Below are 22,781 nucleotides of genomic sequence, written 5' to 3'. Positions count from 1 at the left end.
ACGACAATGACTGCGCCAAAGCAACCGTCATCATCTGCGCTATTTCTGAGAACTTTGTGGCGACACACAAAGCCCTCACCGCCGAACGCCTGTGCAAGGAAAACGCGAAAAAGACCCCACTCCGTTCACCCTGAGCCTGTCGAAGGGCCCTGCCCGCCTTTGAGTCGGCGGGAGGCCAGAGCGACGGATTCCCAGATACAGAAAACGGATTAACGCCTACCAGCTGAAATTAGCGGCGGCGGCTTTATCGATCAGCTTCACATCCACTGGCATGGAGGCGGGTATTTCCGAGCCCCAATGCTTCACCAGCGCAATGGCCAGGCCCAGACGAATCTGGTCGCGAGGAAACTGCGCCGAGGTGGCGATAAATTTGGAGTCAGGTTTCAGCATGGCCTTGATGGCTTCCGGGTGACCGTCCACGCTAACCAGCTTGACGTCCATACCGCTGGCTTCGATGGCGGTCAACGCGCCCAAAGCGCCGGTGTCATTGACGCTGAATACGCCGTCCAGACCGGGATTGGCCTGCAGCATGTTCTCCGTCACATTCATGGCGACGTCGCGCTCCTGCTTGCCGTTTTGCTTGCCAACCACTTTGATGTCGGGGAATTCCAGCATGGCGTCGCTGAATCCGCGCACCCGCTCAAGAATAGGCACGACGGGAATGCCGTCGAGGATAGCCACCTCGCCCTTACCGCCCAATTGTTCGCCAAGGTATTTGCCGGCCATGTAACCGGCGGTGTAGTTCTTAGAGCCGACGAAAGAGTCGATGGGCCCTTCTGCTTCGGCGTCAATAGCGACAGTGATGACGCCCGCTTTCTTGGCGGACACGACGGCGGATTGCACGCCGACGGAATCAGTGGGGTTGAGCAATAGAATGTCCACGCCTTTCTGCAGCATGTCTTCTACGTCATTGATTTGTTTGGAAACGTCGTGATGGGCGTCGGTGATGTAGACTTCTGCGCCAATATCCTTGGCCGCTTCTTCCAACGCATTCTTCATGGTGACGAAGTAAGCGTTGTTCAGTTCCTGAAAGGACATGCCGATTTTCAGTTGTTCAGCTCCGGCTGGCGATGCCAGGCCCAAACTGCAAGCGATACCGGCGACTAGGGTCTTAAGGGTTTTACTTATTTTCAACATGACTCAACCTTTAGTTATTTTTAGTGGTTCGAAGCGGCTTCTACGCCAATGTTAACGTTAACATTTCCACATCGAACAAACCCGTAGATAGGAGGCGGAGCCAGCCTCCGTCTACGGGAAAGCTAACGTTGACATCTATATAGAATAAATATCAACTTCTGCAACAATCCCTCGCATTGAGAGAATGTTAACGTTAACATTAAGCTATCATAGCGAATTTTCCATTGCAACCAGCAAGTCGCGACACGCATTCCGGGATCGCCGCATCCCTTACCGACACAGCGTTTGAGAGGCATCATGCCCAAAAAGAGTAAAGTAACGATTACCGATATCGCCCGCCGGGTGAACATGACCACCATCACCGTATCCCGGGCGCTGAACAAGCCGGAACTGGTGAAAAAAGAAACCCTGGACCGGATTCTGGAAGTGGCGCGGGAGCTGAATTACGTGCCCAACGCCTTCGCCCGCAACCTGAAAGGCAGCAAAAGCCGGCTGATCGGCATCATCACCGCCAGCATGGACAACCCCTTCTACAGCGAGATGATCAAGGCGATCTCCCGCGCGGCCAAAAAGCGCAACTACTCCATCATGCTGTTCGACACAGACGGATCGCCGGAGCTGGAGAACAAAGCCATGGAGACCATGCTCAGCTATCAGGTGGACGGCATCATTCTGTCTGTGGTGTCCGACTATGACGAATACCGCCCGCAATATCTGGAGCAATTGATTCACGCCAATATCCCCGTGGTGCAGGTGGACCGTCGTCTACCGTCGGCGCCCTTCCCTGGCGTATATCTGGATAATCTTGCGAGCGGCTACAAAGGCGGCCGTTATGTGCTGGAACAAGGCCATCGCCATATCCTGGCGCTGGCGGGTCCAGAGCAGTCCAACATCTCCAAACTGCGTCTCGAAGGCCTGAAAAAAGCCCTGGCTGAATGTAAAGAACCTACCCGGCTGGAAGTGCTCTACGGCGACTACACCATGCAGCCGGCGTTTGAAAACGCCACCGCTTACTTCAAACAGCATGAACAGGCGCCCGATGCGGTGTTCGGCCTCAACATCCTGATTACCCTGGGCGCGCTTAAAGCGTTGCGTAGATTGGACAACAAAAATCACAATCCTGCGGTGTTCAGTATCGATGAGGCGCCTTATGCGGATATCTTCGACTTCAACATCCCCTGCGTGCATCACGACACCTATCAAATGGGCCATTCCGCCATCAGTATGCTGTTGGATCGAATTGAGAATCCCGGCTGCGAGGGAAGCGATATTATTATCGAGGGTGATTTACGGGCGCCGGTCTGAGGACAAATTCGCTCTCTACGCCAAACCGTAGATTGCGGAATGGAAGCAAAAAAAGAGGGGACGTTACCGTCCCCCAAAAGGGCTATCAACACCTAATGGTCAGTCGACGCGATAGGCGTAATAGGTCGCTCTAATGAACCTTGCAAGCGCTCAGTTTATTCAGCGCATTTGATCGGCGCGTGATCGCCGCCATGGGTTCCCTGGAAGCCGATGCTGGTGGAGGCGCCAGGTTGCAATGTCCCATTCCAGCTCATGTTGGAGGCCTTCAGCACCGAGCCGTTGACGCTGTATTGCGCGCTCCAGCCATTGGTGTATTGATCCGTCGCCCCCAGCGGGATGTTCACGGTCCAACCATCAATCACCGCATTGGTGTTATTGGTCAGTGTGATGTGCGCGACAAATCCGCTGTTCCAGATATCTTCACGTACAGTACAGGTCAGACCATCGCCGGAAGGCGCTTGCTTGGTCTTCACGCTAACGCTATTGGAAGTGGCGATGACGGAGCCGTCTTCATCCAGCAGTTTCGCCAACAGACTGTGCGCGCCTTCGCTGGTCGGCAAAGTCACAGGAGCGGAATCGCTGTCGCCGGCGATAGTCGCCGCGACTTCTCCGTTAAGTATGACTTGCGCCTGCAAGCCTGCTTCTTTGTTGACTTTGACCGTAACGGTCTCGCCGGTCTCGAACTCAGCACCTTCTGCGGGAGACGTCAGACTGATGCTAGCTTCCGCGACATCGATGCTGACTTTGGCTGGCGTGGACACTTCGCCGCTGTTGTCGGTCACGGTGTATTCGAATGCATCGCTGCCGCTGAAACCCGCTTCAGGCTGATAGGTCAAATTGGCGCCCGAGCCGGACAGGGTTCCATGCTGAGGCGGCTTGCTGACGGTGTAACCGACGACAGTTCCGTCGCTATCCGTTCCTTTAAGCGTGATGGAAACCGCCTTGTTGATGCGGGTGGAGACGGACAGCGGTTGCGCCGTCGGCGCGCAGCCTTCATCACAGGGATTGTCCGCTTCGAACAGCGACGCGTAATTGGCGTAGGCGGTCGCCGCTTCCGTTTGCGCCCAGAACCGGTGATAGGTGAACACGGGATCTTCACCGGAGTTCAACGCGTCTTCGACCTGCTTGAACATAGGATCGTTCAGATAGAACGAGCGCATGCTCAGGAAGGTGGACTCACTGTTGATGGCGTCGCCGTTAGCCATGGAGCCGTTGAACTCACCCGGCACGTAGACTTTGTCAAAGAAGCGCGCGTAATCGCCGCGTTTTTCCGGCGCCGCCAGCCCTTTCGAGGTCTGGAAGTGCGCCCACATGGCGTCCAGCAACTTCTTGGAGGCGTCCTTGGCTTCATTCTGGGGCGAGTCATATTTCTCCGCCGCCGCGGCGTAGAACATCAGCGCCTTGGCCACACCGGCCGCAACACCAAGATCCTGACCATGATCCACCACGTTCACGTGCAGATTAGCGTTGGCTTTCGGGTTGGCCGCGTCCCATTTTTCCGGTTTACCGGTCCACTCCAACGTGGCGGGAATTTCAAAGGAGCCGTCTTCCAGCCAGTTGATGTTGTTCAGCACCCAGGGAACCCATTTATCCATCAACTGCTTGGCCTGAGCGTCGCCTTTCAGGTAGTAGTATTCCGCCACGCGCTGCATGGACCACGCCTGCCAGCCAAACCATGTGCCGCTGCCTGGATCGTGATACACCGGATTTTCGTCGTACACCATGCCGTAGAACGTAGCGTCGGCGCGGTCCTGAGGATGGGGATTATAGGAACCGTCCCAGCTGTTGGTGGCGCCGCCGGCGATGCCGCCCTCTGCGGACTGCAGCCAGGTATAGAATTCCATGGAGCGCTTCAGGCCAGTGGCCCAGTCTTCCGTGGCGCCCGGGGTTTTCGGTTTCATCGGGTCGAATTCCGACAACGCCATGGCGGCGATGGGGTTCTGATAACCAAAGTGCACATGGCTGCTGCCGATACGGAACGCCCAACCGGCGTTGGGGTCCGCCGCTCCGCCCCAGGCGTAATACCAGGACATCAGATAGTGAGCGCTCTCGTAGCCGCGACCGCCCTGGGCGTTCTTGTCCTGGGTTCCCATTTTTTTGAAGTATTTATCGAACATGGCGAGACGCAGGTAATCCCCCATTTTGGCCGCTTTCGCCACCAGACCGGGAATTTCCTGTTCTGGATCTTTGCCCTGCTCCTTGATCCACTGATACGCCCAGTACATGACCTGCACCGCGCGGGCGTCGGCATCCGGAGCGTTGGTGTAACGCCATTGTTTAGAGTAGTTGTTGTCCTTGGTGAACAACGGCAGGAAACCGTTAGGTCCGCCCCATTTGAAGCTCTCCCAGGAAGGATGGGTGACGGTTTCCCACACGGATTCCTGCTCACCGCGCTGGAAGGTGTTGATGTAGGAAGGCGTGCTGACGCCATCGCCCAGGTTGCCGTAGCCGTAGATATTGTCCATATCCAACAGCCAGTGCATGCCGTAAACGTCCCAGGTGCCGTAGGTCTGCGCCAGTTTAGCCGAGATCGGGTCTTCGCCGACGGGAACGCCAAACTCTAACTGGCTAGGATAACCGGAAGGCAGCGGATGTTCCGCCGCATAAGCCGCGGGCTTGGATGGATTATAGAAATTGTTGGTCGGCTGCATGTCGTGGGTGGGAATGATCTGCTCTTCCATTTTTTCCCAGGCGCTGCGCAGCTTGCTCCAGTCGCCAGTCACTTTACCGTAGTAGGCTTCCAGCAACAGAAAGTAAGAATAGGCTTCACTGGTGGACTCATGACCATGGTCCGGCGCTTCGACGATAAGCGTCTCTACCGAATGGTAGGGTCCGCCGTCGGCGCTGAAGTATCCGTTGGCTGGATCGTGGATTTTGTTCCACATTTCCATAAAGCGCTCGTTATATTCTTCCGCGCTGGCCTGGGCGTGAGAACAGAAAGTGGCGAAGCTTACCGCTGCGGCGATAGGCAGCAGCATCCCCTTCAATGGTCTTTTCTTGAACGTTAAGTCCATGTTTTGACTCCATAGATTTTATTAATTCACACATCGCTCAGATGTCGCCGCCCACTGACCGGAATCCAGCGCGCTGGAACCGCTTCCGGTCGGAGTTTGGCGAATTTGCTGAGTTATCTGGCGGTGCAGGTTGGCGGTGAGAAACTTCCGTCGTGAACGCCCTGCAGACCAAAGCTGGTCGCTGCGCCGGGCCCTAATGAACCGTTGTAAGGCATATTTTTCACGGTGAGGGTTTTACCGTCCGCAGACAGCGTGTAGGCCCCGTTCCACAGGTTCACGATGGAAGTGGGTTCATCAAAGGTGAGAACGACTTCCCACCCGTTGATAGAAGACGATCCGTTATTGACGACTTTGACGTCGCCCAGCACATAGCCGGTATTCCAGACATTCAGCCCGCCGACGCTGCAGGAGATATCCCCGCCTGCGTCCGGCTCGGCGACCTTGATCATGATTGCGTCAGAAGCGTCGTCGATTTCCTGGCCATCGGTGGACAGCGCAATCAGCTTCAGGGTGTAATCTCCTTCCGCTGTTGGGGCTGCGACCTCAATCGCACCCGACGCGCCTCCTTCGCCAGCGACTGCGTCATTGAGATACAAACGCACGCCGGCGGCGTTATCCAGGCGATAGCGCACAGTGAAGGATTGCCCCGGACTCACCTCGAATCCGTCAGCAGGATCGGTGATTTCCAACGCCGGCAGGTCCGGCGCTTCCACGTTGATGTCGACCTGCGCCTGCGGCGAGCGTCCGCCATCGTTGTCCACCACGGTGTAGGAGAATGAATCCAGGCCATGGTACCCGGCATGAGGCATATAGGTGACCGCCGGGCCTGTTCCCGTCAGGGCGCCATGGGCGGGTTGCGCGTATTCATAACTCACGATAGAGCCGTCGCTGTCTTCGCCATGCAAGGTGATGTCGACCGCCTCGTCCATATTGGTAGTCACACTTAATGATTGCGCCTGGGGCAGACAGTTGACCCCGGAGTCGCCGCCGCAACCTGCGCCGAGCTCTTCGCCCCAAACCAGGTCAGCGCCGTCATACAGAGCGATTTTGCTCGCTTTTTTGTAGACGCCGTCATAGCTATCCCAGGACGGATCGCCTTCGTTACCCCACTCGCTGGCGTTGCTATTGGTCGGCAGCGAAATTCTGAATTGCACTTCCCTGCGGGACTCGGACTGTCCGCCAGGATAGATATTCACGCCCTGGAAAGAAGCGTCCACATAGTAGATATGGTCATCAGGATCGCCCCAGGGCTGCAGCCCGCTCACCTCCGTCGCCTGACTGTAGGCAGTAGTGACTTTGATGTCCTGTAGACCATAACCGGCGGCGAATTCGTCAGAAAGATCGACCCAGTAGCGGAAGCGCAGCTGCTCGCTGCCGCGCGCCGGCCAGGCGCTGTGGTTGTGCACTTGCGCAGCGATTTCCACATAACGGGGACCGCTGGAATTCAGCTTGGCTTCGACATAAAACTCTTCGTCTTTTGCTTCCGCCTGCGGGAAAGCGTTATCGGGAATCGGGTCGCCGCCAAAATCCAGATAGAGGCGCGCCAGGGCGGATGTAAAGCCTGCGTTATAGTCCGTGGCCACCTCATTCTTCACATAATCGCCACGGTCATCCGCATAGTTATCGTTACTATCGGGTCCACCCACCAAGGCTCCCACCAGCAAATGTCGCGACTGCTCCGGCGTGCGCAGGTTGTTGGTCCAGGTTCCGTGGGCCGTACGATGATGGGGGTTAGTGGGATAGTTGGCGCCATAACCAATTTGATAACTCACGCCCGCCGGATTGTTGCCAAGCAGGTATTCGATCTGACTGCGGCCGAAGTCGTAATAGGCTTGCGCTTTCTCCGCCTTGATGCCGGCGTTATTCAAAAAGTCGGCGTAAACCAGCGCAATAAAAGCGGTGTTGGCGGCGTAACGGTTGGTGCCCCACACATCCAGGTAGGCCAGACCGCCGGGGGTATAGTTCACCCGTTCGCCGTTGTAACCGGTCGTCCAGTAATCCAGCCAACGCTCCGCATCCGCCTGATAGCCGGCCTCCCCTGTGATCTGCGCCATCAGCACATAAGAGCCGTAGGCTTTATTATCCCAGGCATGCCCCCATTTGTAGGCTTTGACGTCTTGTTGCCCTTCTCCGCCCAGCTTCTGGTATTCCTGTTTCGCCTGCTGCAGATAGCTGGCTTCGCCGGTGGCGCGATATAGCCAGAGCGCGGACCAGACCAGTTCATCCTGATAACCACTCCAGGATTTGTAGTAACTGCCAGCGTCAGTGATGCAATCGGAATATTTGCCGCGATAGATATTGGCGAACTCATACAACTGGCTGGCGTGGGTCAGCAGTGTATTGGCGTATGCGCTATCCACCGGTTTGAAAACCATGGCGATCGCCGCCAGCGCCGCGGCGGTTTCTCCCGCCAGATCCGAACCCGGACAACTGGCGTCTATTTTATAAGACGGGCGCGCCATCGGCATGACTTCGGCGGAGCCCCACCAGGCGTGGTCCGCGCCGCCGTTGCCAACCTGCCCCCACAACTCATTGGGCGCGGTATGGGCTTTTACGAAATAGTCGGCGACAAAACGCAGGTTATTGAGGATGTGTTGTAACTGCCCTGATTGCTCGTATGCATCCCGGTACTCCACCGCGCCCCAGGCCAGCAGTGTCGCCGACGCCGCCATGGGAAAGCCAAATTTGACGTGATCGCCGGCGTCATACCAACCGCCGCTGAGATCATGCCCAACATCAGCGCCGTCCTGTAGCGCCGAATTGTCCCGCCATTCAACGCGATTCCAGTCCGGCAAGACGCCAGACTGCTGGGCTTCATAGAAGTAGATGGATTTCTGCAGGGCTTCGCCATAGTTTTCCTGCGCCATCGCCTGAGCGGACATCAGTGCGCATCCGCTTAACAGGGTCCATACCGATAGTTTATTCATATTCTTTCTCCTTACTTCGCCATTCCGATTCACGTCTGTCGCATCGCTCACCGTAGGCAGGACGTAGGTCGCGTTTTATTTTTATGATCCCTCTGACAGGGTCAGGGTTATTTTTTGATCATTTTTGAAAACGTTTTCAATCTTTCGTAAAAATTTTTTACGCTTTGATTCGACTCTTTCACCTGCGCCGGCAAGCTGTGCGCTCGCGTGGGCTGATATGATAAAAGCAGTCTAGTTTGCGAAGTCCGGTTTGTAAAAAACGATCTGAAATACGCTCTGTTTTGAGGTATTCAGAACCAGCGTCGCGGCGCAAAAATAGCGATATTTGTCTCCATTTCCGGCAATCATGATATGAAATCACTTAAAAAAGTATCGGTTTTTGGGTCTAGACCCGAATCGCCACTTTTTCTATACAAACGTCCCTATCACCGTCGCCGCCCAAGCGCATTCCGGGCCCACCCGGTGACGCCCCTCGTCAAGTTATCCGAAGCATTCACATGACTTGGCGATGCTTTCGGATTTATGAAATCGTTTTCCAGTTAATTGCATTATGCAAACCTATACCGGAAAAAACATAGGCAAGTCAGACTATGCCCTTTGAGTGAAAGCCCCCGCCCGCTACACTGACGCTTATTGAGCTTTTACACTTGGGACTATATCCTCCTGCGGTTTTTCGCACTCTTACTGAACAACGAGACCCATTTCATTGACCGCCACCAAGCCGCGTATTCTTGTTATCGACGATGAACCGCAAATACTGCGCTTCCTGCGCATCAGTCTGCGCTCGGAGGGCTATGAGGTATTGCAGGCGGGCAACGCTACGGAAGGTTTAATGCTGGCGTCCTCAGAAGCGCCGGATGCGATTGTGCTCGATCTGGGACTGCCTGACATGGACGGCCTGGAGGCGCTAAAGCAGCTGCGACGCCGCAGTCGCATACCAGTGCTGGTGCTGTCCGTACGCTCCTCGGAAACAGAAAAGGTAGAGGCGCTGGATAATGGCGCCAACGACTACGTCACCAAGCCATTCGGCATTCGCGAGTTCATCGCCCGCATCAGAGTGCTGCTGCGCGATCGCGAACCCACTGCGTTGCGTCCTGCCGCCAACGTCTACCGTTCCGCCAGCCTGATCATCGACTTTGTGAAGCGTTCAGTGATTCTGGACGACGAAGACATTCATCTGTCCAAGAAGGAATACGCATTACTGGCGCGACTAGCGACCACGCCCGACCATGTGGTGACGCAACAGCAACTGCTGGCGGAAATCTGGGGGCCGACGCACAAAGAGGATACGCATTACCTGCGCATTGTGGTGGCCAAACTGAGAAATAAGCTCGGCGACGCCCCTTCCTCTCCCCGCTTTCTGGTGACGGAACAAGGCGTCGGCTATCGGCTGATCACCTACGAGGCGGAATAAGCCGCCGCAACCTCAGCGGATGATGATTGAAAGCTGAGTGATTACAGCGTGGTCCTCGCCCAACCGCCGATCTCACCTGCGCGACGTCCAGCGATCTGGCGGCGGTCCGGATTTCCTGGTTCAAAACGAACGCTGTTGCGTCGATCGGCGTTAGTGCGCCGAGGTCCAGACCGGCGATCTATGCCGTTATAGTGTAAATCTCTTGAGGTAAAGTTAGCTGGCATAAGCAGTCCTATATTTTCTAATTTATATTAACAGCTTGTTTAATCGGCAATTTCCTGATTATGCCTCAACCCCGCTTCCCAGCAACAAATTTACGATATTACTATTTATTAATAAGTTAAACCTTCCCGATAAAACAATATTTCATAAAAACCATATTTTTCATGCAGTTGAATGGAAGTAAAGCGAAATAATCAACAGATTTTTCATGAATTTATTCCGGTAATTACCTAATTAATGAGAGGATTAATCCTTACTTGTATATTTCAAGTAAACTGCAATTTAAATATTACAAATAGCAAACTTATGCAGATGAAAAACCATCGCAATCAAGTCATCAATATAATCAAATGCATTGATATCGATTTCAGGCCTCATTACCGAAAATCTAAAAATAAGCCGATTTCTCCCAAAACGACGCTCTACCCGGCCTTTTGCGCCTCCCGCATCATAACCCTGTTTTTACTGGTTCATCTTTCAGAGAAGTATTGGAGGACGCGAAGTCATGGATTTTTCAGCCGCATTGGTGGGATTAGGTATTTATTTGCTGATATGGGAAAAGCTGCCGGAATGGGGAGCCTGGTTTAATCGTGTGATTGCGAGCCTGCCCGGCCCTCTGGCGAAACTCTACGAAGATTGGCGTTGCCCTTATTGCTCAGGCTTCTGGATCGCCCTGGCGCTGCATGGTTTGGTGGGAATGACGACGTTGGGCGAGACTTTCAGGCCCGCATTCGACGCAGCATGGCTGACAACGCCCATGATATGGTTTCTCGACGCCCTGGCCACGGCGACGCTCATTCTTGTTGGCAAACTGGCGTTGAGCGCGCTGTCGGGCCCTGCGCTCAAAGGGCATCAGATGGTAGCGGAGTTCAAGAAGGCGAAGACTGTTGAGGCGGAGAGCGCCTGAACGCATTGCGGCTCAGTCGTCGTACTCGGCAAGCCGCAACCCTTTCTTGACGTAATTTTCCAGGCGCACGCCAAAGGTTCCGTTAGGATGAATTTCCTTGATGCGCAGCGGTTTGCCTGCATCGGTCAGGCAGTTGATGGAGAGATCGAGAATGGTTTCTTTACGCAGTTGTTTTTTCTCATCCAGCACCAGCAATATTTTGGGCTTAAGGCGATATTCATTGTTGGAGCGTACGATGATTCCCACTTCGCCGCTGTTGAGTTCCGCGATATGGCCCGCCGGATACACTCCCATGGTTTTGATGAAGAATTCCGCCACTTCCAGGTCAAAGTGCTTGCCTCTAACGTCATAGATGATGCGCAGAGACTCCAGCGCCGACATGGGGTCTTTATAAACGCGGGCGGAAGTCATGGCGTCATAGGCGTCCACCACGCCGACGATTTTCGCCTTGAGTGGAATCTGGTGGGCCGCCAGACCACGCGGGTAGCCGGTCCCATCCACTTTCTCATGATGGCTGTAAGCGACATCCACGGCGCTCTTCGGCGCTGAGGACAGCGAGATAAGAATATCCCGGCCGTACTGGGAGTGCTGCTTCATGATCTCAAACTCATCCTTGTCCAGACTGCCCGGCTTATTGAGGATCTCATCCGGCACCTTGACCTTGCCGACGTCGTGCAGCATGCCGCAAACGCCAATGTCCACCATTTCGGATTCGTTGAACCCCATCTCCCGTCCGATGATGATGGATAAGACGCAGACCCGCAGGCAATGCTCAGCGGTGTAATCATCCTTATCCTTGATCAGGGAAAGCCATTGCAGCGCGTTAGGATTACGCATGATGCTGTCGACGATATCCGTCACGGCGACGGTCACCGCCGCCATATCGATATCCCGCCCCAGCTTCACGGCGCGGAACACATCATGAATTGTCTGCCTGGCCTGCCCCATGGAATTAGTCGCTTTGGTCAGCTCCCGATAGGCGGGCACTTTGTGCACCAAACGGGTCTTTTCTTTCTTCACCCGGGTGCGGATTTTCTTGCCGCTGGGCGCGGTGACGGTTTTTTCTTCCTCCACCACCTCCGTCTCCGACTGCACGTAGACGAATTCACACTGCGTCTGCAGTTCCTGAATATCGCGCCAGTCGTAAATGAAGAAACCCTGATAGACGAACCGGGTTTCCTCCCAGGGGCGGTCCAGTTGAGCCACATACATGCCGACCTGAAGTTCGGACACAGGAATTTTGACGAGGGATCGGCGACTTTGCGGCATCAATGACACGGTGTTCTCATAGGCTTGGTTACAGGCTGATTCGCGACACTGCCATCTATTTTCAGTCTAGCAAAGGATGGCCTAGGGCTCCCAAACGCCAGCACGCGAAGAGCCGGCCATTTTAGCGCAGGAGCGGTGTACGGGAATAAGAAAAAGCCGCGCATCAGACTAGCTCACGAGTATGCCACTTATTCTTAACTCCCTCTCTGACAAATAAGGTTATATTCACACGCCTAAGCTACCCTCCCTCGTTAGCAGACTTTGCCGCGCTATTAACATCTCCAGCTGCCGATGGCGCCGCTTGCGTAATAGAGCGCCCTATAGAAGTTGACTTATTTTCATTACCGCTAACAGAAGCTTCACCTTCAATAATATTGCTAAGTCTACGTACGCCGTATGCATCTTCAAAAAAGTATAGAGACTGGCCCCCTGAAACTTGTGAAACACTTGTAGAGCCGTTTTCATTGTAAGAAAAAGTGTATTTAACAGCATCCGCTTCTCTTTCTGCTGACTTGACTCTACCTAGAGAGTCATATGACCAGCTCAACTCAACTCTTCCTTTGGCGTCGCTCACACCTGTAAGGTGGTGTATGAAATCTTCATCGTTATAAAGATAGCGCTTTTTCAATATGAGCTCACTTTCACTGCTTGCTTTGTGATAAGCCCTAACTAAATTAACAGCACTATCGAATACATACCAAAATTCCTGACCATCGGGAGTGACAAGCGCCTTCAACAGGCTCCCTTCATAATAAAACTTCAGCTTTGCTCCTTTATTGTCGACCACTTCCTTCGGCAATTCGCTTCCCGGATAGTACGACAACTCTACAAATTGACCTTTACTGTTCTTTATAGACAATAACTTACCCGTAGCGCCATAACGCTCAATAACTTCTCCTTTTTCAACTTCCCACCAGCTTTCGCCTTGAGGACCTTCTACGTGACTAAGCTTGTAGGTGATATCTGGGTCCGCACGCCAATGCACTCCATCGCCCGAAACAAACGAGAACGTTACACCATCATCAGAAACTAGTTCTGCTACGCTGATACCCTCAATTCTTCGAAAGTTAATTCTCCTGGAATATGTCCACCTCCAACCTGAGACAGTATTCAGGCCTGAGTATGAACGGCTTGCATAGCGCCTGGAAAAATATAAGTAAGGGCTACCTTCCGCAATATAATCAGTTTCTTTTAAAAATGTGTTGCCAACACCCAGACTGACAGACTGTGCAACAATGGGGTGATTATCTACTGGATTTTTATCGGTGTTAACTCCATGCGCCTTGCATAGCGATCCTTCTTTCTCATATCCTGTAGGACAGGAAGGTGTTCCATATACATCAACCCCTCCATAACAGCCATTGGCCAATTTTACATTGGCGACCACATCATCCTTGTCTTTCGGCCTTAATATATACGTACACCTTTTTCCATCTTTAGGCTTTAAATTATAATACTCCCTATAAATCTCCCACCATCGTTGCACGGCTTCTACAATGGTATCTCCCTTCGTTATACCTATGGAAGTCGACGTATAATAAGGAGAAGCTATCTTAGGAGGCAAGTCGATAGATTGGTTTTGCGCAGTCACTCGACCAGAAAAAAGTAAAAATATAAAGCCCACCGAAAACAAAATACTTTTAAAACATGAGCAACAATCAATATTTATAACATCCCTATCACATGCACTCCTTGAACATCTCATTCTTCAACTCCTAAAAAACACCAAATAAAATCCATCTAATTTGCATAAAAATCAGACAACCAAAATCATCCTTAAGCTTAAAAAATAATAGCTATTAAAATGCGAGGAGAATCCTACCAGACATGCTGACCTATTAGCCATCTATCACTACGATTTTCAGTAATGCATAGGCTTAGAAAATAAACCTTATGGATATTTCAGCAGCAAAAGCAACCATGCCGTAGAAGTCAAGAGAAACTGTATGCCTTTCACTTAATACAACCAAAGTGGCCAAGTTATCTCCACTGCCAGCGATACAATATATACCCTCCAATATTCCTCTAGAAGGGTGCGAATTGATAAATGCAAGCTAAAATAACTATATGCTAAGTCGATAGATGACAAGACTGTGCAGCCATACTTTCTAGATTACTAATCCGAAACAAAGTAGGCGAACACAGAAATAGTCTATATTCAAGCATGTCATGGACCCGACTTTAGATAAAGAGAGTGGATGCTATGCCCTCAAATGATGGAAGAAAGCTTGATCATAAAACACTAGAAGTCATTCGCATTCGCGCAGTACAGCAAGTCCAGGCGGGGGAAAGCCCGGAGGCGGTTATACGGGCGCTAGGCTTCAGCCGGCCGCGTATTTATGAATGGCTGGCGGCCTATCGGGAAGGCGGCTATGACGCACTTAAAGCGAAACGCCTATATGGCCGCCCCCGCAAATTAAATGGTCGACAGCTACGCCAGATCTATACCTGGGTGGTGGGATATCAGCCACAGCAGTTTAAGTTTGAATATGCACTGTGGACTCGCGGACTGGTGCGGGACCTGATCAAGCGGAAATTTCGGGTTAGCCTGTCTGATGTATCGGTGGGACGACTCCTGAGGGCAATGGGGCTAACGCCGCAGAAGCCGCTTTTTCGCGCTTACCAGCAAGATCCAGATAGGGTTGCTCGCTGGAAACAAGAAGAATACCCACGCATTCGCCAGTTGGCGAAAGCAGCGAACGCGGAGATCCTCTTCGCGGACGAGGCGAGCATTCGTTCGGACTATCACAGCGGAACGACGTGGTCGATCAAAGGGTTGACTCCGGAAGCGAGGACGACAGGGGCGCGCTTTGGGCTTAACCTAATTTCCGCAGTGTCGGCCAGAGGCGAGTTTCATTTCAAGGTGATAGAAGGCAAGCTCAACGCGGAGAGCTTTATCGGATTTTTAGAGGACTTGACGTATAAGTCTGAACGACCGGTCTTTCTAATCGTCGATGGACACCCAGCCCATCAAGCCAGGAAGGTAAAGGAGTATCTCGCCACACAGGAAGCCAGGTTGCAGCTATTCTTCCTGCCGCCTTACTCCCCTGAACTCAATCCAGATGAGTCCGTGTGGAGCTACTTGAAACATCAGCGACTGGGAAAGATGAAGATTGCAGGTCCAGACCAATTAAGAAAGATGGCTTTAAAAATCCTTCGGAGCATGAAAAGAACGCCATCATTGATTCAAAGTTTATTTGGGCATCCAGAACTTAAATATATTATGGCTTAGTGATCGGATACTTATTTACGGGTTAGTAACTACCTTCCGCTCTGTGCGAAAAGAGGTCTTAGCAGGTAATTTTTAGAGAGGCTACTTACAGCAAAAACAATCTCATGCCCCTCAATGGCCGCACCAAAATCAAGGCGCTGCCGCTGAAAGCAAGCTTGACGCTGGCTTTTGGCTTCCTGATGTTCGCGCTTACCGCCCTGCTCACTGGCGTCATAGGCAGTCTGGCGCGGGAGACTCTGGTGCGCGAACAATCTGCGGCGATTGAAGCCATCGCCTCTCAAGTGGCGGACAAGCTTGATCGCGCCTTTCTTCGGCGATGTGCACAAGGCAGTGCTGCTCGCCGATATGATGCCTGCCCGGGAAGAACCCTGGCGGTTTGTAGATGTGTCTATTCCTATCCAGTCCACTGACGGTCAGGTACAGGGCGTCCTGGGGGCCCATTTGAATTGGGACTGGGCGGAGCAGCTCAGTTCCGAAGTATTGCGGCCTCAGTTAAAGCAACATCCCGTAGAGGCCTTGATTATTGATGACGAAGGCGCCGTTTTGATGGGGCCCTCCTCCCTGACGCACGCCACGCTTCCCATAAAACCGCCGATCATCGCCAGCACAGAGCCCAACTCCTTTGTCATAACATGGCCCGATGAGGGCGAGTTTCTCTGCGCCCAGATCGTCAGCAGCGGATTTGAGCGCTTGACGGGCTTCCAGTGGCGTATTTTGATCCGCCAGAGCGTCAGCGATGCTTTCGGTGAAATTCAGCGCCTGCAGGGGGAGATACTACTGTGGGGGCTGCTGTTCGGGTTACTGTTTATCGCCTTGGTCTGGTCCGCTTCGACATGGATCACCAAACCTCTCTCCCTGCTTTCCCAATCCTCCGCCCGCTTCACCAAAGAGCGTTCCTTGACGCCGCCGCCTCAGGCGCTCTACCGAGAAGGCGTCAATCTGGCTGAATCTTTCAGCGCCATGATGGAGGACATCACGTCTCATGAGCGGGAGCTGACTCGCTTGAACCAATCGCTGGAGCAACGGGTTCAACAACGTACGGAAGAACTCAGCGGGACATTGAAGGTTTTGGGCGGCAGCGAACGCAAGTTGAAAACGATAACCGACAGCCTGCCTGTATTAGTCGCCTATGCCGACAGTCAGGAGCGCTACCAGTTTAACAACGCCGTCTATAAAAGATGGTTCAATCTGGAGCCCCAGGATTTACATGGGCGCACCATCGCTGAAATCCTGGGTGAAGACAAATACGCAGAAGCCCGGCCTCACATTCAAAAAGCTCTCGCCGGCCAGCAAGTGTGTTTCGAGAACTATCAGACCCTGGGCGATCATCAACAGTATTACGAAATCAACTACATCCCGGACAGGAACAGTCATGGCGAGGTCTGCGGCTTCTTCATCATGATTTCCGATATCACAGAACGTAAAGAACACGAAAAAGGACTGCGCTGGCAGCTGCAGCATGACCACCTGACCGGCGCCCCCAATCGACAGGGGCTCAAGACCTTGCTGGAACTGGCGGTGAAGCACGCCGGTCGCAGTCACACCGGCATTGCGATCATGTTTCTGGATCTGGACCATTTTAAAGCGATCAACGACACCTATGGCCACGACGCGGGAGACATCCTGCTCCGGGTCACAGCCGACCGGCTCATGATGACGGTGCGCAAGACTGACAGCATCGCCCGAATCGCCGGCGATGAGTTTGTGATAGTGCTGGAAGCGGTGGCGCATCCGATGCAGGACGCCGCCTACATCGCCGGCAAAATTCACACTGCCCTGCAAGAGCCTGTCGCCTTGGGAGACGGCCGACGCATCAAGATCACCGCCAGCATTGGCGTCGCAGTGGCGATGGGTGAGCGCAACCTGACGCCGGACACACTGGTCGCACGCGCGGACGAGGCGATGTATCAAGCCAAACGTCAGGGCCGTAATGCATTTGTGGTACTGGAGATGGATTCCCTCAAGGCAACTTGAAAACCTGAATCTTATCCTGCAGGCCATGGGTCATCTGACTTAAGGACTCCGCTTTTTTCTCCAATGCACGCAGATCCTGGGAGGTCTCTTCCGCCAGATCCCTCACTGCGCCAACGCTTTGGTCAATAGAGCCGATGGTCGCCGACTGCTCTTCCGTCGCAGAAGCGATTTGCAGACTCAGGTTGCTGATGGCCTCAATGCTGGAGGCAATCTGCTCCAGCGACGTCATAGTCTGCGCTACAGATTCACTACTGCGGGCCACTTCGCCAATCCCTGCGTCCATGGAGTTAACCGTATTGTCCATGCCCTCCCTGAGCTTGGCGATATTGGACTCTATTTCTCCCGTTGATTCCTGCGTGCGCTTGGCGAGCGTTCTCACCTCGTCCGCCACTACCGCAAAGCCCCGGCCTTGTTCGCCAGCGCGCGCCGCTTCTATTGCCGCGTTGAGGGCAAGCAGGTTGGTCTGCTCCGCGATGCTTTTTATGACCTGCAGTACGTTTTCAATCTGGGAAAACTCTTGCGACAATGCATTGACCTGCCCTGAGGCGTCGTCAAAACATGCTTTTAAACGCGTCATATTATTGATGGACTGCCTTCCCACCCCGTTTGCGGTCGAGGTGTATTCCGTCGCCTTCTCCACGGAAGTCTTAGCTTCATTGGTCGATGCCGCAATCTCCTCCATCGCGGCGGTCATTTCCGTGATCGCCGTGGCCACCATATCCGTCTCGCTCGCCTGCCTCTCCGTCCTGGCGTTGGAGTCCGCAGTGAGACGGGCCACCGTTGAGGAGTCATCCGCCACGTGACGAATGAGAGTCCGAGCGTCGCCGAGAATGTCCCTGAAGCGCCCAACCAGACTGTTGAACCCTTTCGCCATCATGCCAATTTCATCCTGGCTGCCATAATCTGAACGCAGCGTTAAATCAGCGTTCTTTTCTACATCGCCAATCAGCCGGTAAAGGTTCAGCACCGGTCTTTCGATCTTCCTGAGCACGACCAGATAACCCGCCGCCGCCGCGAGCGTCAGCAGTATCAGGAAGCAGATCAGCGCCAGAATAATGTTCGACACCGCATTCTGAATCCCGGAGAGTTGTTGACTGGTGCGCGCTTCCAGCGCTTTGAAGAACTCATCGATGGGCTGCATGATCTTGGCTTTCTCACGATGATAGTCCTGGCCATGCATCAGCTCTCTGGCGCGCTCCAAACTACCGTCTTCCACCGCTTTCATCGCTTCGACTTCCAGGTTCACCAGGCCGTCCGAGTTTTTCTGCGCCTGTTTGAGCAGGTCAAATTCCTTTTGCGAGAAGCCAAGATTCTCCATCATCTTTTGCAGAGAAATTGTTTCGCCATCTGGCTTGGGCTTATCCCCCGCATTTAATACCAGGTCCCAATATATGCGGTGATAATCCTGAGGGCGGGGCTTGACGCCATTACGTATATCCAGAACAGACTGATACATCTGCTTGTATTTCTGATCCCCGGTCACCACGTAAGTACGGGCCAGTCGGGTCAGGTCATCCGAACTCTGCCGCAACTCATCCGCCCTCTGGTAGGACGCGTACCGGGTTTCCGTCGTTTGCTTCAACGAAGTCACTTCCGAACGCAAATAGAACGCCAGTAAAAAGTTGGCCAGGGTGCTGGCGATAATCACGCCAAAAATGGTTAGGAATAGCGGACGAATCTTCACGATGTGTTCTCCCTCTCTTTTAAAGGCCTCGCCCCGGGGAACACATACAGTTCGTATGACCAACGCACTGCGATACCACGCATACCGCAGGAGAGAGTGATTGCGCCCTTTGGGGCTGCTTCATGTTGAAGAAGTATAGAACAGTTAAGAGAGAGGCGAAGACGGGAGTACGTTCGACCACCCTGCCAGAACGGCGGCGCCCGCACTGCGAGCGCCTTGAGGTAAGCGGAGGAATGACGCCTTACAGGTCGTCTTCGTCCGCTTTATTGTTTTTGCGTTGGGCCTTGAGCTGATTGAAGTAGAACTCGTAGCTGTTGGCGAAGTCCTCGGAGAATTTACCTTGAAACGCCTGTTCTTCGTCTTTGCGCAACTTGTTATAGGCTTTCAGGTATTCATCCCAGTATTTGCGATGATTGCCGCCAATCCAGGGCTGACCATGCTTGTTGTCGATATGCTTGACGATCTGCTCCGGATCGAGAGATTTGATGATCCGGGTGTACAGCCCGCGCACGGATTTGTACAACGCGCGCTGGTGATCGCGAATATCGGCGAACGCTTCTTTCATCGCTTCGTCGGCGGAAAGGTATGTCGTCCCCTGCTTCAGCAAGAGATTTTCCAACGCCACCTCAGGAGTCGGTGAAAACTTCAGGGGATTGTTTTCCGCCACGCGAATCTGGGTCTGGTTGATGCGCAACTCATTCTTCAACGACTGCTTTTCGCGCAAGGTGGAGAGCACTCCTTCCACCGCTTCTCTCAGCAGGTCCATGGATTTATCCACTACCTGCTTATGGGCTTCCTCCGTCAGCGTCATCATGCCCAGGGCCTGAGTCAGCCAGTCCGGGGTCATATCCTTTTTGCTGAATTGCGTGGTTTGCTCATCCTGTTCGGGAGCAGTGGCCGCTTCTTCAGCAGCTGGCTCCGCAGCGGGTTCAAATTCATCTTCAAGCGCCGCCTCCGCGTCTCGCGGCGCAGCGTGATTCACCAGCGTCGGCGCTTCCACATCTTCGATGATTTCCGCGTCCAGGATGCCGTCATCCACGTCCGCCTCGCTCTGCGGCTCCAGATCATCCTGCATCTCCGCCTCCACCTGCTCCGGCGGCACGGCGGTGGTGTTCGCCGCATGCTGGTAGACCGGCCAGGGTTCCTCGCCGGAACCGATCCAGTCATCCAAATCTGACATAGCGGTTTGAGAAGCAATATCGGATGAAATTCGGGTCGCCTCGATATCCGAGTCAGGCGCAAACATTTGCGTCCGATCATCACTGGGTTCAGCCAGCTCCACCTTCAGCTCATACTGCCCCAGCATCAGGCGGTCGCCGTTCTTGAGCGGCTCCGGGTGGCCTTTGATAAGCGGATGCCCCAGATGATTCAGATAGCTGCCGTTAGTGCTGATATCGATAAAGCTGTATCGACTTCCGTCGAACTCGATCCGTCCGTGGTCCGAGGATACATACCGATTGGCGTCCGGCAGCACCAGAGAGTTCGTTGTCGCTCTCCCGATGGTTGCGCCGTCTTTGCCGACGGTAACAGTCACCCCAGACATGTCGCTTCCGGGGGGACATTTAGTCACTTTGAGGATGAGTTCCATTTACTTTTTCACTGTTCTTAAATTTTAGACAAAACATCAGGCGTATAAGCGCCAAACGAAGGTGAAATCAGTCATTCTTTTTTCACAAAGTTTACGGCGTCGTCAAAGGGTCATGCAATGTTTATCCTCCCCGCTATGCCGCGCCGCCGCTTACATGACAGTTGATCGCATCACCGTTATATAGAATACTATATAACGCTTTTTTGAGAGCAGGATCGCCTGCTTTCCACCAACGCCAGCAGTTATAACCAAACGCCAGGAAGCATCCGCCAGGTGGCGAGCTGCGAGAGGCAGGCTCTGCGCCTGTTGTGTTCGATAACAGGATAAAGTTTCTCCAACGGATGAAAAGCCATGAGCGAAAGATGAAAAATCATGAGTGAAAACAGCGACAGCGCCAAAGTTCTGGAGCTGGCCGGCGAGTTCTGGCTCAACCAGAATGTGCGCGGCGTACAAGGAGGCTCCCGCATCGCCTTGCTGGAACACATCGACAGCGCCGGCTCCATCACCAAAGCAGCCAAGCTGACCGGAATCAGCTACAAAACCGCCTGGGACGCCGTGGACGCCATGAATAATCTGTCGCCGCACCCCGTGGTGGAGCGCGCCACCGGCGGCAAGCAAGGCGGCGGAGCGCGTTTGACGCCCCAAGGCCGCAAACTGGTCTCCGCCTATCGGGCGATGGAGGCGCACTACTCCGCTTTATTAAGCCGATTACAGCGGGACATTGACGATTTTGACGATATTCACGGGGTGCTTCAGGCCATGGCGATAAAAACCAGCGCACGCAATCAGTTTCGGGGAGTGGTCAGTCGCGTGCAATCCGGCGCGGTGAATGCGGAAGTCGCTCTGAACCTGGGAGACGGCCTGGAACTGGTGGCGGTAGTGACCCAGGATTCGGTTCAGGATCTGGGACTGACGCCGGGACGCACGGCAAGCGCGATCATCAAGTCCAGCTTTGTCATTCTGGCGACGGACGAGACCCTGAGGCTCAGCGCACGCAATCGTCTATGCGGCGTCGTCAGCGACATTCGGCACGGTCAGGTGAACGCGGAGGTGCGCGTGCGCTTGAGCGGGGATCGTACGCTGACCGCCGTCATCACGGAACAAAGTCTGGAGGAACTGGGTCTTACAGAAGGCGCGCCCTGTCAGGCTTACATTAAAGCATCCCATATCATTCTGGCGGTCAATCAATGACCCACGGCATCATAAAGCGTAACTAACGTTCTACGATGCCGCCATAAACGCCGCCCTGTAATGCAGGGCTTATCAACACGAAAAGGATCTGTACATGTTGGCACGCTTTACTCTCGCTCGCGCAATCGCGGCGACGTTCATCGCCTTGTTTCTGGCGCCGCTGGCCAATGCAGGCGAGGTTTTGGCGGCGGTATCCGCCAATTTCACGTCCACCATTCAGGCGCTGACCCCAGACTTCGAGGCGCAGACCGGACACCGTCTCAAACCCAGCTTCGGCTCCACCGGCAAGCTTTACGCGCAAATTACTAATGGCGCGCCCTTTGAAGTATTTCTGGCGGCGGATGACGTACGCAGCAAAAAAGCCATAGACGCCGGCGTAGCTGTTGAAGGGAGCGACTTCGTCTACGCCAGCGGACGTCTGGCGTTATGGAGCAAAGATCCCGTTCCAGGCGAAGACGGCCGCCAGTGGCTGGAAATCAACAAAGGCAAACTGGCTGTCGCCAATCCCAAGACCGCTCCTTACGGCGCCGCAGCCGTCAAAACCATGCAATCACTAAAGCTATATGAACAGCTGCGCCCTCAGTTGGTTTTTGGAGAAAACATTTCGCAGACCTATCAGTTCGTTTACAGCGGCGCAGCGACGCTGGGATTCGTCGCGCTATCGCAGGTGATCGCCATGGATGAAGCCGAACGCGGCGCCTACTGGCTGGTTCCTCAATCGCTGTATGCGCCGATACGGCAGGAAGGCGTTCTGTTGACCAAAGGTCAGGATAATCCGGCCGCGGTGGCGTTTATCGACTATCTGAAGTCCCCCCGCGCCCGCTCGATCATCGAATCCTTTGGTTACAATGTTGAAGAATAAGGAGAAATGCCGATAATGACGCCCTATTTCATCCCGATATCCGGCATAAGGAACT

General features: G+C 53.7%; 14 protein-coding genes. 7 read left to right on the top strand and 7 right to left on the bottom strand.

Annotation, left to right across the window (positions count from 1 at the left end):
• Positions 1-216: 216 nt before the first annotated feature.
• Positions 217-1,137 carry an ABC transporter substrate-binding protein gene (locus tag ACQYWX_RS11645; RefSeq protein ID WP_431688885.1) on the bottom strand — a complete coding sequence of 307 codons (921 nt, stop codon included), beginning with the start codon at positions 1,135-1,137 and terminating at the stop codon, positions 217-219.
• Positions 1,138-1,434: 297 nt separating this feature from the next.
• Here ACQYWX_RS11645 and ACQYWX_RS11640 point away from each other — a divergent pair, with 297 nt between their 5' ends.
• Positions 1,435-2,442, top strand: a complete 1,008-nt coding sequence (locus ACQYWX_RS11640) for a LacI family DNA-binding transcriptional regulator (protein ID WP_431688884.1) — start codon at positions 1,435-1,437, stop codon at positions 2,440-2,442.
• Between the two features lie 155 nt (positions 2,443-2,597).
• On the opposite strand, the gene ACQYWX_RS11635 is transcribed toward ACQYWX_RS11640, so the two are convergent.
• Together ACQYWX_RS11635 and ACQYWX_RS11630 are read right to left on the bottom strand one after the other, a co-directional pair.
• Complete coding sequence (locus ACQYWX_RS11635; RefSeq protein ID WP_431688883.1) at positions 2,598-5,456, bottom strand: glycoside hydrolase family 48 protein; 2,859 nt, start codon at positions 5,454-5,456, stop codon at positions 2,598-2,600.
• A gap of 113 nt (positions 5,457-5,569) precedes the next feature.
• Positions 5,570-8,383, bottom strand: coding sequence for a glycoside hydrolase family 9 protein (locus ACQYWX_RS11630; protein WP_431688882.1), 2,814 nt, complete (start codon positions 8,381-8,383; stop codon positions 5,570-5,572).
• 706 nt (positions 8,384-9,089) lie between these two features.
• Here ACQYWX_RS11630 and ACQYWX_RS11625 point away from each other — a divergent pair.
• Both ACQYWX_RS11625 and ACQYWX_RS11620 read left to right on the top strand, forming a co-directional pair.
• Positions 9,090-9,797 (top strand): response regulator, encoded by a 708-nt coding sequence (locus ACQYWX_RS11625; protein ID WP_431688881.1) that lies wholly within the window; start codon positions 9,090-9,092, stop codon positions 9,795-9,797.
• 727 nt (positions 9,798-10,524) lie between these two features.
• Positions 10,525-10,926 carry a hypothetical protein gene (locus tag ACQYWX_RS11620; protein WP_431688880.1) on the top strand — a complete coding sequence of 134 codons (402 nt, stop codon included), beginning with the start codon at positions 10,525-10,527 and terminating at the stop codon, positions 10,924-10,926.
• Positions 10,927-10,938: 12 nt separating this feature from the next.
• Here ACQYWX_RS11620 and ACQYWX_RS11615 read toward each other — a convergent pair whose 3' ends face one another.
• Together ACQYWX_RS11615 and ACQYWX_RS11610 are read right to left on the bottom strand one after the other, a co-directional pair.
• Complete coding sequence (locus ACQYWX_RS11615; RefSeq protein ID WP_253938203.1) at positions 10,939-12,195, bottom strand: HD-GYP domain-containing protein; 1,257 nt, start codon at positions 12,193-12,195, stop codon at positions 10,939-10,941.
• A 238-nt stretch (positions 12,196-12,433) separates the two neighbouring features.
• A complete protein-coding gene (locus ACQYWX_RS11610) occupies positions 12,434-13,819 on the bottom strand; it encodes a DUF6531 domain-containing protein (protein ID WP_431688879.1) in 1,386 nt (461 codons plus the stop codon).
• Positions 13,820-14,398: 579 nt separating this feature from the next.
• On the opposite strand from ACQYWX_RS11610, the gene ACQYWX_RS11605 reads away from it, so the two are divergent.
• On the top strand, positions 14,399-15,427 hold the full coding sequence (locus ACQYWX_RS11605) for an IS630 family transposase (protein ID WP_431688878.1): 1,029 nt from the start codon (positions 14,399-14,401) through the stop codon (positions 15,425-15,427).
• A gap of 294 nt (positions 15,428-15,721) precedes the next feature.
• On the top strand, positions 15,722-17,401 hold the full coding sequence (locus ACQYWX_RS11600; RefSeq protein ID WP_431688877.1) for a diguanylate cyclase domain-containing protein: 1,680 nt from the start codon (positions 15,722-15,724) through the stop codon (positions 17,399-17,401).
• Here ACQYWX_RS11600 and ACQYWX_RS11595 read toward each other — a convergent pair.
• Together ACQYWX_RS11595 and tagH are read right to left on the bottom strand one after the other, a co-directional pair.
• Positions 17,388-19,085: a methyl-accepting chemotaxis protein gene (locus ACQYWX_RS11595; protein ID WP_431688876.1), complete on the bottom strand. Its 1,698-nt coding sequence runs from the start codon at positions 19,083-19,085 to the stop codon at positions 17,388-17,390. The genes ACQYWX_RS11600 and ACQYWX_RS11595 overlap by 14 nt on opposite strands.
• Positions 19,086-19,326: 241 nt before the next feature.
• On the bottom strand, positions 19,327-20,628 hold the full coding sequence (tagH, locus tag ACQYWX_RS11590; RefSeq protein ID WP_431688875.1) for a type VI secretion system-associated FHA domain protein TagH: 1,302 nt from the start codon (positions 20,626-20,628) through the stop codon (positions 19,327-19,329).
• 417 nt (positions 20,629-21,045) lie between these two features.
• Here tagH and ACQYWX_RS11585 point away from each other — a divergent pair, with 417 nt between their 5' ends.
• Both ACQYWX_RS11585 and modA read left to right on the top strand, forming a co-directional pair.
• Positions 21,046-21,864: a TOBE domain-containing protein gene (locus ACQYWX_RS11585; protein ID WP_431688874.1), complete on the top strand. Its 819-nt coding sequence runs from the start codon at positions 21,046-21,048 to the stop codon at positions 21,862-21,864.
• 94 nt (positions 21,865-21,958) lie between these two features.
• Positions 21,959-22,726 (top strand): molybdate ABC transporter substrate-binding protein, encoded by a 768-nt coding sequence (gene modA, locus ACQYWX_RS11580; protein WP_431688873.1) that lies wholly within the window; start codon positions 21,959-21,961, stop codon positions 22,724-22,726.
• Positions 22,727-22,781: the final 55 nt, after the last annotated feature.

The sequence above is a fragment of the Hahella sp. NBU794 genome (genome assembly GCF_050749805.1).
Classification (GTDB): Bacteria; Pseudomonadota; Gammaproteobacteria; order Pseudomonadales; family Oleiphilaceae; genus Hahella.
Note: the sequence above shows the minus strand (reverse complement) of the source record. Positions and strands in the feature narration are given on the sequence as shown.